Raw genomic sequence first — 13,029 nt, 5'->3', positions numbered from 1 at the left:
TTGTCGATAGGAAGGGCACGGTATAGCATCGTGGCATGGCCAAAAAAACCGACCCAACGACACTGCGCCGCCACCTTGCCGAGTGGTTGGCGCTCGGGGCCGTGCTGCTGCTGGCCGGCAGCGGCCTGGCGTTCTCCCACCTGGCCGAAAGCGCGCGCCAGCAGGAAACGGAGCATGAGCGGCTGCGCGTACTGGCCGCATTGCTGGCCAACAACATCGAAACGGATCTGCAAGCCACCAATGCGGCGCTGGCCGGCATTATCCACGACTATCTCGGCGCACCGCCCGGTCCCGCGGTGGCGCTGGAACTGCCGCGACGGCTCGACGCGATGGTCGGCGCCATGCCGGGCGTGCGGGCGCTGGTGGTGCTCGACCGCGACGGCGTGGCGACCGCATCGAGCATGCCTGACGTGATCGGCAGGAATTTTTCGCAGCGCGCCTATTTCCAGTCCATGCTGCGTGCGCCGGATGCGGCCACGCTGTACGTGGCAGCGCCCTACCGCTCGATCCGTGGCGACCTGATCATCTCTGTGGCGCGCATGGTGCCGCGCAAGGACGGCGGTTTCGGCGGCGTGGTGCTGGCCACGCTCGATCCGAAGTACTTTACCGCCAAATTTCGCACGGCGATGTACGCCCCTGATGTCTGGGCAGTGGCGGCCCATGGCGATGGGCGGCAACTGCTCAATTATCCGAGCAGGCCCGGCATCGACGGCACCAACCTGGATCGTCCCGGCACGTTTTTCCGGCGTCACCGCGACAGCGCCCTGCGGCAGAACATCCTCAGCGGCAAGGTCTACCTCACCGGCGAACAGCGCGTGATGGCGCTCGAGACAATCCGCCCGCCATCGCTGCATATGGACCGCGCCATCGTGATCGGCCTGAGCCGTGACGAAGCGGCCATCGCCGCACCGCTGCGCGGGCAGGCCCGTGCCTACCTGCTGGTCTCCGGCCTGCTGGCGCTATGCGCCGCCGCCGTGCTGTACTGGATGCAGCGGCGCCGCGCCCATCTGGCCGGCTGGCGCGCCGGACAGGAAGAGGAACGCCAGGCCATGCTGGCCATCGCCGGCAGCGAGGCTCGCTTCCGCACCCTGATCGAAGATGCGCCGCTGGCCATCGCCATCCTGCGCGGCGGCCATTTCATCTACTCCAATCCGCGCTACCGCGCGCTGCACGGCTATGCCGCCGAGGATGATCTTGCCGGCCTGCCGTGGCGCGCCATGATCGCGGCGGAGTCGCGCGCCGTGCTCGCTGGCCATGAAGCGCTGATCGAAGCCGATTCGCCCAGCGAACAGCGGTTCGAGGCGCTGGGCCTGGGCAAGCAGGGCCGGCCGGTACCCGTGCTCAAGACCACCACGCGGGTGATGCTGGCCGATGGTCCGGCGACGCTGATCTTCGCCCAGGATATTTCGGCCCAAAAGCGCGCCGAGGAAGACATGGCCCGGGCGCGCGACGCCGCCGAAGCGGCCAATCGCAGCAAGGCGCAGTTCCTTGCCAACATGAGCCACGAAATCCGCTCGCCGCTCAATGCCATCCTTGGCATGACGTGGTTGCTCGAGAGGGCGCGGCTTGAACCGGAACCGCAAGCCATGACCCGCAAGATCCGCGCCGCTGGCCAGTCCCTGCTGTCCATCGTCAACGACGTGCTCGATGTCTCGAAGATCGAAGCGGGCCACATGCAGATCGAGCAGGCGCCGTTTTGCCTGGCCGACGTGCTCGACAAAGTTGCCTCCGGCATGGCCGTGGCGGCCACTGGCAAGCCGCTGGCGCTGCTGGTCGACGCGCTGCGGCTGGAACAGGTGCTGGTCAACCTGACGGGCAACGCGGTCAAGTTCACCGCCACCGGACAGGTCGAGCTGCGTATCGCCGTCGAGGGCTGCGTGGGGGACGTGGTGCGGCTGCGCTTTTGCGTGCGCGACAGCGGCATCGGCATCGCCACCGACATGCGCGAGGCGGTCTTCTCGGCCTTCACCCAGGCCGACAATTCGACCACCCGGCGCTTCGGCGGCACCGGGCTGGGGCTGACCATCTGCCGCCAGCTGGTGCAGTTGATGGGGGGCGAACTGGCGTTGCAGAGCGAAGCGGGCGTGGGCAGCGAATTTTCCTTCACTATTGCCTTGCGGCTGCTGCCGGCCATCCCACCCTGCCCGGCCGGATTGCCGGCCCATGAGCCGCCGCGACGCGCGCTGCAGGACGTGTGCGTGCTGGTGGTGGACGACAGCGAGATCAACCGCGACGTGGCCGGCCAGATCTTGCGCGATCAGGGCGCCCGGCCGGTGTTCGCCCATGACGGCCAGCAGGCGCTGGACTGGCTGTGCGCCCATCCCGCCCTGGCCGACATCGTGCTGATGGATGTGCAGATGCCGGTCATGGATGGCATCGAGGCGACCCGGCGGCTACGGCGCATGGCGCAGTTCGACAGCTTGCCCGTGATCGCACTGACGGCCGGCGCGTTCAAGGCGCAGCAGGAAGCGGCGCTCCAGGCGGGCATGGCCGCCTTTATCGGCAAACCATTCGATGTGCCGGCCACGATCGCGCTGATCGCGCGGCTGCACCGGCGCCAGTCCGGCGCGCACAGCGCACGGCCGCTGGCAGTGATTCCGGCGGCCACCACGGACGGCGGGCGCGAGCGCGCATTCGACCTGCGGCAGGGCCTGGCGCTGTGGCTCGACGAGGCGCCTTACCGGCAGCACCTGGAGCGCTTCGGCGACGCCCATGGCGGCAGCGCGGCCCTGATCGGCCGCTACCTCGATGCCGGGGAAGCCGGCGCCGCGCTGGCGCTGGCGCACAAGCTGAGCGGTATCGCCGGCAACCTGGCGCTGCCGGCATTGCACCGCGCGGCGCAGGCAACCGAACGCCTGCTGGCCAGCGGCGCCGAAGCGCGCGGCTCGCTGGCGCCGCTGGCGGCGGAACTGGCGCGCGCCGTCGACGCCATCGCGGCCTACTTGCGGGACAGCCCGGCCGCCTTGCGCGCCACGGCGGCCTGCGGCACCGGTGCGCAGGCCCTGCTGGAACGGCTGATCACGGCACTGGACGCCGATGATCCGGCGCCGGCCGAAGCACTGCTCGATCAACTGCGCCTGCTGTTGCCGGCCGGCGACATCGAGCTGATTGCGGCGCCACTGTCCTGTTTCGATTTCCGCGGCGCCGAAACGGCGGCACGCAGCCTGTCCATGCGCCACCCTTCATCCATCGAGGAGTGAGCCATGAACCTGCCCGTCATTCTGGCTGTCGACGACGAGCCGGCCAACCTGGCCCTGCTGCGCAGCATACTGGGCAGCGATTACCGCCTGGTGTACGCGCGCAATGGCGCCGAGGCCATTGCAGCCGTGCTCAAGCACCGTCCGGCCCTGGTGCTGCTCGACATAGGCCTGCCGGACATCAGCGGCTATGCTCTGTGCACGCAGCTGCGCCAGATCGACCCGACGCAGGCGCTGCAAGTCATCTTCGTCACCGCCAACTGCGGCGAGGAACAGGAAACGGCCGGCTTCGCGGCGGGTGGCGTCGACTACATCGTCAAGCCCGTGCTCGCGCCGCTGGTGCGCGCCCGGGTGGCGGCCCATCTGTCGCTGGTCCGCGCCACCGCGCTGGAACGCAGCTACCGCGAGGCCATCCTGATGCTGGGCCATGCCGGTCATTATAACGACACCGATACCGGCGCCCATATCTGGCGCATGGCAGCCTATGCCGCCGCGCTGGCAGGCGCCGCCGGCTGGGAACCTGCGCGCTGCGCGCAGCTGGAACTGGCCGCACCCATGCACGACACCGGCAAGCTGGGCGTGCCGCAGGCTATCCTGCGCAAGCCGGGCCCGCTCGACGCGGACGAATCGATCATCATGAAGACGCATCCCCAGGTCGGCCACGACATCCTGAGCAAAAGCGAGGCGCCGGTATTCCGGCTGGCGGCCGAAGTGGCCCTGAGGCACCACGAACGATGGGACGGCAGCGGCTATCCGGGCGCCCTGGAGGGCGCGGACATCCCGGAGTCGGCACGCATCGTCGCACTGGCGGACGTGTTCGATGCGCTCAGCATGCGTCGCCCCTACAAGCCGGCCTGGAACATCGACGACATCATCGCGCACCTGCAGGGCGGCGCCGGCAGCCATTTCGATCCTGTGCTGACCTCGCTGTTCATCGGGATCATGCCGCGCCTGCTGGACATCCAGGCGCGCTTCAGTGACACGCACCACGCCTGAGAGACAGGCTCAGGCGCGGCCGCCACAGCCTTCGCCGATCCAGAAACGGTCGATATCGACCAGCCCCCATGAGCTGGCCTCCTCGCAGCAGACGATGGGGTCGGCGACCCCAGGCTGGGCCAGGTCCAGCAGCTGCGGCACGATATAGGTCTGCGATTTGCTGGAAAAAAATACCTTCACTTTTGGCAGCAGCAGCGAGCCGCTCGCCGGCTGTTCGGCCACCACGCCCAGCCTGCCCGAGCGCAGGCGCACCAGCGTGCCGACAGGATAAATGCCCAGGCATTTGACAAAGGCGGCAAACACTTTTTCGTCGAAATGCCCGGCCCGGCCCCACTCGGCCATGCGGCGCAGCGACTCGGCCGGTCCCCAGCCCGCCTTGTACGGGCGGTTCGACGTGACGGCGTCGTACACGTCGCAGATGGCGCCCATGCGGGCATGCAGGCTGATCTCTTCGCCGCGCAGGCCATGCGGATAACCGCTGCCGTCGAATTTTTCGTGATGGTGCAAACACACATCCAGCGCGACCGCGCCGATACCGCCGGCGCCCAGCAGCATGGCGTGGCCCGCCGCCGGGTGGCCTTTGACGATATCGAACTCCTCGACAGTGAGTTTGCCCGGCTTGTTCAGGATGGCCATCGGCAGCACCATCTTGCCCACGTCGTGCAGCAGTCCGGCCAGTCCCAGTTCGCGCGTGACGGCGTCGTCCAGGCCCAGCTGGCGCGCCAGCGCGATCATCAGCGCGCACACGGCCACCGAGTGCATATAGGTATAGTTGTCGGCGGTTTTCAGCCGCGCCAGGCCGATCAGCGCGCTGGCATTGCGGATCACCGAGCCGGCGATCTCGTCCACCATCGGCAAAGCCCCCTCCAGGTCGATCGCGCGGCCCATGCGTGCGTCCTGGAACATGGACAGCACCGCCACCTTCGATTTATCGATCAGGGCGACGGCCCGCTTGAGCTCCTGGGCCATGGGCGCGGGGGGGGCGGGGGCGAAACGGAAAGCCGGCGCGGGCGCCGGCACGGCGGACATGGCCGCAGCGACGGCGGGCGCCCCGCACGGTTCGGGCGACACCACCTGTACGTCGCAGCCCTTGCCGGTATCGATCCACAGCTCCGTGACGGCGCTGGCGCGTATCTTGTCGATCGTCTGCTGACAATCGACGAGGAAGGAACTTTGCCAGAATGGCGTCGTCAGCCAGGAGCCGACCAGCTTGTGGACATACATGCCCATGCGCAACTGCCCGGTGGCGATCTTCCTGATCGCACCGGGCTTGCCCGTCTTTGTCACTGCCTGACTGCTGTCCTGACTCATTGCTTGCTATCCTTATGCGATGCTCACAAGTAATTGTGTCACGACCAGCAGGCGATAACAACAAATAAAATCAATTTCACCAATTATTTATGAATAATTGAATTATTTGATTATATTTCAGCGACAACAACAAATTGCAGCTTACTCCGCCAGCGACGCCATGTCGATCACGAAGCGGTAGCGCACATCGCTTTTCACCACGCGCTGGAACGCTTCATTGATATCCTGAATGCGGATCACTTCGATATCGGAGACGATATTGTGCTTGCCGCAGAAATCCAGCATTTCCTGGGTTTCCTTGATCGAGCCGATCATGGAGCCGGACAGGCTACGGCGCGCGCCGACCAGGCCGAAGGCGCCGATCGGCGGCACGGCGCCGTCGGGAATGCCGACGATGACCATGCTGCCATCGACTTTCAGCAGGTTGATGTACTGGTTCCAGTCGATGGACGCGCCGACGGTGCAGATGATCAGATCAAAGGTGCCGGCCAGCCTGGTAAAGGTTTCGGCATCATTGGTGGCGTAGTAATGGGATGCGCCCAGGCGCAGGCCGTCTTCGCGCTTCGACAGGGTCTGGCTCAGCACCGTCACCTCGGCGCCCATGGCGTGGGCGAGCTTGACGCCCATGTGGCCCAGGCCGCCCATGCCCAGGATCGCCACCTGCTTGCCGGGGCCGGCCTTCCAATGGTTCAGCGGCGAATACAGCGTGATGCCGGCGCACAGCAGCGGCGCGGCGGCGTCCAGCGGCAGGTTGTCGGGTATCGACAATACATAGCCTTCCTTGACGACGATGCTGTCCGAATAGCCGCCCTGGGTGGCCGTCTTGCCGTCCGCTTCGACGCTGTTATAGGTCTGCACCAGGCCGGGCATATACTGTTCCAGGTCGACATTGCGCGTCTTGCAGGTGGTGCAGGAATCGACGAAGCAGCCCACACCCACATGGTCGCCCACCTTGAACTTGCTGACATTGGCGCCGACGGCGGTGACGATGCCGGCGATTTCATGGCCGGGCACCATCGGGAACGCCGCGCCGCCCCATTCGTCGCGGGCCTGGTGGATATCGGAGTGGCATACGCCGCAGTATTTGATCGAGATGGCGACGTCGTCTTCGCGCGGGGCGCGGCGTTCAAACGTGAATGGCTGCAGTTTGCTGGTCGGGCTCAGTGCGGCGTAGCCTTTGGCGGTGGTGGTCATTGAACACTCCTGTGGTCTGGTTGCGGGGATCACGCATGGCGTGCATGCGACAGGTCACAGTGTGCACCAGCACGGCAGCGCACGTTACCGCGATCCTGCAAGAACTTTGCACGATAGTCCGAATGTGGCCGGCAACACGCTGCGCTTGCAGCGCCGCCCTGCTACACTGGCGCCACCATGACACCTATCCTGTTACCGCAAGATGAAATCGCCGCCCTGATCAGCCGCCATGCCCCCGGCAGCGGTGATTACGGCACGGCGATCGAGAGCCTGTCCTTTCAGCGCCGCGACGCGCCGACCGATTCGCTGTGCCATGCGGCGCGCCCCAGCGTGGCGATCATCGCCCAGGGCGCGAAAGAAGTGACACTGGGCAGCGAGGTCTTTCACTACAGCCGCATGCAGTATCTGCTGACGTCGGTCGACCTGCCGGTGCAGGCGCGCGTGGTCGAAGCGAGCGCGCAGTCGCCGCACCTGTGCGTGGTGCTGGGCATCGATATCGCCGACGTGGCCGCGCTGACGGCCCGCGACGACGCGTCCTTCTCGCGCCAGATCCCGGTCACGCGCGGTATTTCCGTCAGCGAAGTGCCGGGCGACCTGCTCGACGCCATGCTGCGCCTGGTGCGCCTGCTGGATCAGCCATCCGATATCGCGGCGCTGGCACCGTTGATCCAGCGCGAACTGACCTACCGCCTGCTCAAGGGGCCGGTCGGCGCGCGGCTGCGCCATATGTCCCTGGCCAGCAGCCAGTCGCACCAGGTCGGGCAAGCCATCAAATGGATACAGCATAATTACTGCGAGCCGCTGCGCATCGAGCAACTGGCTGGCGTGGCCAACATGAGCGTGTCGTCACTGCACCACCATTTCAAGGCAATTACGGCCATGACGCCGATGCAGTACCAGAAAACCTTGCGCCTGCAGGAAGCGCGGCGCTTGCTGCTGGTGGAACAAATCGACGCCGGCACAGCCGGCTACCGGGTCGGCTACGCCAGCGAATCGCAGTTCAGCCGCGAATACAGCCGCCAGTTCGGCCGCGCGCCGATGCGCGACGTGGGGCGGTTGCGCGCGCAGCTGACGGGCGCGCAGCCGGCTTATTCGGGCATGCCGTAGCCGCCACCGCCGGGCGTCTCGATCACGAACACATCGCCCGGCCGCATCTGCGCCTTGCCGATATGCGGCAAGTGCTCGACGGAGCCGTCGATGCGCTCGATATAATTGCGTCCCAGCGCGCCCGCTGCGCCGCCAGCCATGCCGAACGGTGGATGCACGCGATTATTCGACAGGATGGCAGCCGTCATCGCTTCCAGAAAACGCATGCGGCGCACGCCGCCATTGCCGCCGCGCCAGCGCCCTGCTCCGCCCGAGCCTACACGGATGCTGTAACTGTCCAGCCGCACGGGAAAGCGCCATTCGAGGATTTCCGGGTCCGTCAACCGTGAATTGGTCATGTTCGTCTGCACCACGCTGGTGCCGTCAAAACCGGGGCCGGCGCCCGAGCCACCCGAAATCGTCTCGTAATACTGGTATTTGTCGTTACCGAAGGTGAAGTTGTTCATCGTGCCCTGCGACGCCGCCATCGCGCCCAGCGCGCCATACAGCGCATTGGTAATGCAGGTCGAGGTTTCCACATTGCCCGAGACGACCGAGGCCGGATACTGCGGCTTGAGCATGGAACCGGGCGGGATGATCACGGTGAGTGGTTTCAAACAGCCGGCGTTCAGCGGGATCTCGTCATCGACCAGGGTGCGGAACACATACAGCACCGCCGCCATGCAGACTGCCGACGGTGCGTTGAAGTTGTTCGGCAGCTGGGCGGACGTGCCGGTAAAGTCGATCGTGGCGCTGCGGCTAGCGGCATCGACGCGGATCGCCACCTGGATCTGCGCACCGTTGTCGAGCGCCAAAGTGTAGGCGCCGTCTTTCAGCTGCTGGATCACGCGGCGCACCGCTTCCTCGGCATTGTCCTGCACATGACCCATATACGCTTGCACCACCTCCAGGCCGAAATGCGCCACCATCTTGCGCAGTTCGTCCGCCCCTTTTTGATTGGCCGCCACCTGGGCCCGCAGGTCGGCCAGGTTCTGCCGCGCATTGCGCGCGGGCCAGGCGCCGCCCGCCAGCAGGGCCAGGGTTTCCGCTTCGCGCAGCAGGCCGGTGGCGCCGTCGACCAGCTTGAAATTATCGATCAGCACGCCCTCTTCCTCGATGCGCGTGGAGTCCGGCGGCATCGAGCCGGGCGTGGTGCCGCCGATATCGGCATGGTGGCCGCGCGAACCGACATAGAACAGGATGGTGACGCCGGCCAGGTCGAACACCGGCGAAATCACCGTCACGTCGGGCAAGTGCGTGCCGCCGTGGTAAGGATCGTTCAGCATATAGACGTCGCCGGGCCGCATCTTGGCGGCATTGCGGGTCATGACGGTGCGGATGCTCTCGCCCATCGAGCCCAGGTGCACCGGCATATGGGGCGCGTTGGCGATCAGGTTGCCGCTAGCGTCGAAAATAGCGCAGCTGAAATCGAGCCGCTCCTTGATATTGACGGAATGCGCCGTGTTCTGCAGCCGCAAACCCATCTGTTCGGCGATCGACATGAACAGGTTATTGAAGATCTCCAGCATCACCGGGTCCGCCTGCGTGCCGATCGCCTGCCGGGCCGGCAAGGCCGCCACGCGCCGCAGCACCAGGTGGCCTTGCGTGGAGACCAGCGCGCGCCAGCCCGGTTCGATCACGGTGGTGGCGTTGGCGTCGGTGATGATGGCCGGGCCGTCGATGGCGTCAGCGGGGCGCAGCGCATCAAACGCATACAGGCCGCTGTCGCGCCACTGTCCATCGCAGTACATGGACACGGTATCGATCGGCGCCAGCGGCCCAATCCGTTCCGGCCACGCGGGCGCTGTTTCGGCCGGCGCGTTCGAGGCGCCGATGGCTTCGACGGAAATCGCTTCGACGATCAGCGCGCGCGCCGGCATCAGGAAGGAAAACCGTTGTTGATAGGCCGTTTCGAACTGGGCTTGCATGCCCGCATCGCTATCGAACAGCACCACCAGCGCCGAATCCGTGCCTTCGTAGCGCAGGTGCACGCGCCGCAGCAAGGTAATGCGCGACGCCTCCACGCCCTGGCGCAGCAGGTCGTCCCGCGCCTGTGCGCCCAGGTCCGCCAGCGGCGCCTGCAAGTCCACGCCCAGTTTTTCTTCGATGGCCCGCTCGCGCATCGCGCTCTGGTCGGCCAGGCCCATGCCATAGGCCGACATCACGCCGGCCAGGCGGTGGATGAAGACGGTTTTCATGCCCAGCGCATCGGCCACCAGGCAGGCGTGCTGGCCGCCCGCGCCGCCAAAGCTGGTGAGGGCATAGCCGGTGACGTCATGGCCGCGCTGCACCGAGATCTGCTTGATGGCATTGGCCATATTGCCGACCGCAATTGCGATACAGCCCTGCGCCACGTCTTCCGGCGTGCTGCCCACGGTGCGCGCAAGCGCCTCGAACTGGGCCCGCACGCCGGCCACGTCCAGCGCCTCGTCGGCATTCGGGCCGAACAATTTCGGGAAATGCGCGGCCTGCAGCTTGCCCAGCATGACGTTGCAGTCGGTCACCGCCAGCGGCCCGCCGCGCCGGTAGCTGGCCGGTCCCGGATCGGCGCCCGCGCTGTCCGGACCCACGCGGTAGCGCGCGCCGTCGAAGTGCAGGATGGAGCCGCCGCCGGCCGCCACCGTGTGGATGCTCATCATCGGCGCGCGCATGCGCACCCCGGCCACCTGGGTCTCGAACACGCGCTCGAACTCGCCCGCGTAATGCGACACATCGGTCGAGGTGCCGCCCATGTCGAAGCCGATGACCTTGTCGAAACCGGCCAGCGCGCTGGCGCGCACCATGCCGACGATGCCGCCGGCCGGGCCGGACAAAATACTGTCCTTGCCCTGGAAGGCGCGCGCGTCCGTCAGGCCGCCGTTCGACTGCATGAATTGCAGGTGCGCGCCGGGCAGTTCTTCGGCCAGCTGGTCGACATAGCGGCGCAGGATCGGCGACAGATAGGCGTCGACCACGGTGGTATCGCCGCGCGCCACCAGCTTCATCATCGGGCTCACCTCGTGCGATACCGATACCTGGGTGAAGCCTACCTCGCGCGCGATGCGCGCCAGCGCCGCTTCATGCGCCTGATGGCGGTAGCCGTGCATCAGCACGATGGCGATCGAGCGCAGGCCACGGTCATGAGCCGCTGCCAGCGCCGTGCGCGCGGCCGCCTCATCGAGTCGCAGCACCACTTCGCCATGCGCGCCGATGCGCTCATCGATCTCGATCACCTCGCGGTACAGCAGTTCGGGCAGCACGATCTGGCGCGCAAACAGTTTCGGGCGGTTCTGGTAGGCGATACGCAGCGCGTCGCGAAAGCCGCGCGTGATGGCCAGCACGGTGGGTTCGCCCTTGCGCTCGAGCAGCGCATTGGTGGCCACCGTGGTACCCATCTTGATGGCGCCGATTTCGTCCACCGGCAACGGCGCATCGGGCGCCACGGCCATCAACTGGCGGATGCCGGCCAGCGCGGCATCACGGTACTGGCCCGGATGCTCGGACAGCAGCTTGTGCGTGGCCAGGCTGCCATCGGGGCGGCGCGCCACGATATCGGTAAAGGTGCCGCCACGGTCGATCCAGAATTGCCAGTCCATATGGTGCCTCCGCTAAGTGAGATGCTTATTGTAGCCGCTCGATTGCCCGGCGTTTTGCACGCGTGCGCCTTGCATTGCGCGTCCATCGGCCTTATGTTGGTCGCATATTGACTGAGGAAACGCCCCATGACCCTGCTTGCCACCGCCACCCCGCTCTACGGCATCGCCGAGATCCGCGCCATCGAAGCGGCCGCTGCAACCGCCCTGCCGCAAGGCACCCTGATGGCCCGCGCCGGCCAGGCCGCCGCCAGTGCCGCCCTGAAAATACTGAACCACCTGGAAGACGGCGATGCGGCCCACATGCGCGTGCTGGTGCTGGCCGGCCCCGGCAACAACGGCGGCGACGCGCTGGAAGCGGCGGCCCACCTGGCCGGCGCCGGCATCGAAGTGCTGGTGTGGCTGGCGCCCGAGGCATCGTCCACCTCGCCCGAGCGCGAGCAGGCCGCCTCGCGCGCGCGCAACAGCGCCACCCGCTTTATCGATGGCGCCACCACCATGGCCAGCGCCGCCATCAATGCCGCGCCATGGAATCTGATCATCGACGGCCTGTTCGGCATCGGCGCCACGCGCCCGCTCGCTGGCGTGTACCGCGAGATGGCGCAACTGGTGAACCAGCAAAGCTGCCCGGTGCTGGCGCTCGACGTGCCCAGCGGCCTGCATGCCGACACGGGCGCCGTCGATGGCGTGGCTGTCCGCGCCACGCACACGATTACTTTTATCGGCGACAAGCCGGGCCTGCACACGGCCGATGGCCGCGACCATGCGGGCGAGGTGGAAGTGGCGGCGCTGGCGATCGCGCCGGCCCTGCTGCCGCAGGCCGGCGCGCAATTGAATGGCCTGCACCTGTTCGCGCGCCACCTGCGGCCGCGCCGGCAAAACACGCACAAGGGCAGCCATGGCAGCGTGGCCGTGATCGGCGGCGCCACCGGCATGGCGGGCGCGCCCATCCTGTCGGCGCGCACGGCCCTGCATGCGGGCGCGGGCCGCGTGCATGTCGCGTTTGCAGGCACGCCGCCGGCGTATGACAGCGGCCAGCCCGAACTGATGTGCAAGCGGGCGCAGGACATGGATTTCGCCGGCATCGCCTTCAGCGCGCTGGTGGCCGGCCCGGGTTTGGGTAGCGATAGCGACAGCGTGGAACTGCTGCAGCGGGCCATCGACAGCGACAGCCCGCTGCTGTTCGATGCCGACGCGCTGAACCTGATGGCGGCCGAACCGGAACTGCAATCGGCGCTGGCCACGCGCAGCGGCGCCGGCGCCACCATCCTGACGCCGCATCCGCTGGAAGCGGCGCGCCTGCTCGACATGACGGTGGCCGAAGTGCAGGCCGACCGCCTGGCCGCCGCCCGCCAACTGGCGGCGCAACTGGGCGTGATCGTCGTATTAAAAGGTTCGGGCACGGTGATTGCGGCCCAGGATGGCGGCGTGGTGGTCAACACCAGCGGCAGCGCTGCGCTGGCAACGGCCGGCACCGGCGACGTGCTGGCGGGCCTGTGCGGCAGCCTGCTGGCGCAGGGCTGGCCGGAATGGGAAGCGGCGCTGGGCGCCGTGTGGCTGCATGGCGCGGCGGCCGATGCGCTGGTGGCCTCGGGCGCCGGGCCGATCGGCCTGACGGCCGGCGAATTGATCCCCGCGATACGCAAGTTGATCAACGCGCTGTCAACCTGACG

At 67.0% G+C, this 13,029-nt stretch carries 7 protein-coding genes; 4 read left to right on the top strand and 3 right to left on the bottom strand.

What is annotated here, in order from left to right; genetic code table 11:
* The first annotated feature begins 35 nt into the window (after positions 1–35).
* Positions 36–3,200, top strand: coding sequence for an ATP-binding protein (locus Q8L25_RS19895; RefSeq protein WP_308921023.1), 3,165 nt, complete (start codon positions 36–38; stop codon positions 3,198–3,200).
* Positions 3,201–3,203: 3 nt separating this feature from the next.
* The gene (locus Q8L25_RS19890; protein WP_308921022.1) at positions 3,204–4,193 is read left to right on the top strand and encodes an HD domain-containing phosphohydrolase; all 990 of its coding nucleotides are present in this window, start codon (positions 3,204–3,206) and stop codon (positions 4,191–4,193) included.
* Positions 4,194–4,202: 9 nt separating this feature from the next.
* Here the strand turns inward: Q8L25_RS19890 and Q8L25_RS19885 are convergent, their stop codons facing one another.
* Positions 4,203–5,504: an HD-GYP domain-containing protein gene (locus Q8L25_RS19885; RefSeq protein ID WP_308921021.1), complete on the bottom strand. Its 1,302-nt coding sequence runs from the start codon at positions 5,502–5,504 to the stop codon at positions 4,203–4,205.
* Between the two features lie 141 nt (positions 5,505–5,645).
* Entirely contained in the window at positions 5,646–6,698 is a 1,053-nt protein-coding gene (locus tag Q8L25_RS19880; protein ID WP_308921020.1) for an NAD(P)-dependent alcohol dehydrogenase, read from the bottom strand.
* Positions 6,699–6,875: 177 nt separating this feature from the next.
* Between Q8L25_RS19880 and Q8L25_RS19875 the strand changes: the two genes are divergently transcribed.
* Positions 6,876–7,805: an AraC family transcriptional regulator gene (locus tag Q8L25_RS19875; protein WP_308921019.1), complete on the top strand. Its 930-nt coding sequence runs from the start codon at positions 6,876–6,878 to the stop codon at positions 7,803–7,805.
* Here Q8L25_RS19875 and Q8L25_RS19870 read toward each other — a convergent pair.
* Positions 7,787–11,359, bottom strand: coding sequence for a hydantoinase B/oxoprolinase family protein (locus Q8L25_RS19870; protein ID WP_308921018.1), 3,573 nt, complete (start codon positions 11,357–11,359; stop codon positions 7,787–7,789). The genes Q8L25_RS19875 and Q8L25_RS19870 overlap by 19 nt on opposite strands.
* Before the next feature lie 126 nt (positions 11,360–11,485).
* Here Q8L25_RS19870 and Q8L25_RS19865 point away from each other — a divergent pair, with 126 nt between their 5' ends.
* Positions 11,486–13,027 (top strand): NAD(P)H-hydrate dehydratase, encoded by a 1,542-nt coding sequence (locus Q8L25_RS19865; protein WP_308921017.1) that lies wholly within the window; start codon positions 11,486–11,488, stop codon positions 13,025–13,027.
* Positions 13,028–13,029: the final 2 nt, after the last annotated feature.

Origin of the sequence: Janthinobacterium sp. J1-1 (assembly GCF_030944405.1) — a bacterium.
Classification (GTDB): domain Bacteria; phylum Pseudomonadota; class Gammaproteobacteria; order Burkholderiales; family Burkholderiaceae_D; genus Janthinobacterium.
This window is presented reverse-complemented; position numbering and strand designations above follow the sequence as displayed.

Bases quoted from the DNA above. Each gene is read 5' to 3' on its own strand.
- Q8L25_RS19895 (WP_308921023.1), top strand. From the start codon at position 36: ATGGCCAAAAAAACCGACCCAACGACACTGCGCCGCCACCTTGCCGAG.
- Q8L25_RS19890 (WP_308921022.1), top strand. From the start codon at position 3,204: ATGAACCTGCCCGTCATTCTGGCTGTCGACGACGAGCCGGCCAACCTG.
- Q8L25_RS19885 (WP_308921021.1), bottom strand. From the start codon at position 5,504: ATGAGTCAGGACAGCAGTCAGGCAGTGACAAAGACGGGCAAGCCCGGT.
- Q8L25_RS19880 (WP_308921020.1), bottom strand. From the start codon at position 6,698: ATGACCACCACCGCCAAAGGCTACGCCGCACTGAGCCCGACCAGCAAA.
- Q8L25_RS19875 (WP_308921019.1), top strand. From the start codon at position 6,876: ATGACACCTATCCTGTTACCGCAAGATGAAATCGCCGCCCTGATCAGC.
- Q8L25_RS19870 (WP_308921018.1), bottom strand. From the start codon at position 11,359: ATGGACTGGCAATTCTGGATCGACCGTGGCGGCACCTTTACCGATATC.
- Q8L25_RS19865 (WP_308921017.1), top strand. From the start codon at position 11,486: ATGACCCTGCTTGCCACCGCCACCCCGCTCTACGGCATCGCCGAGATC.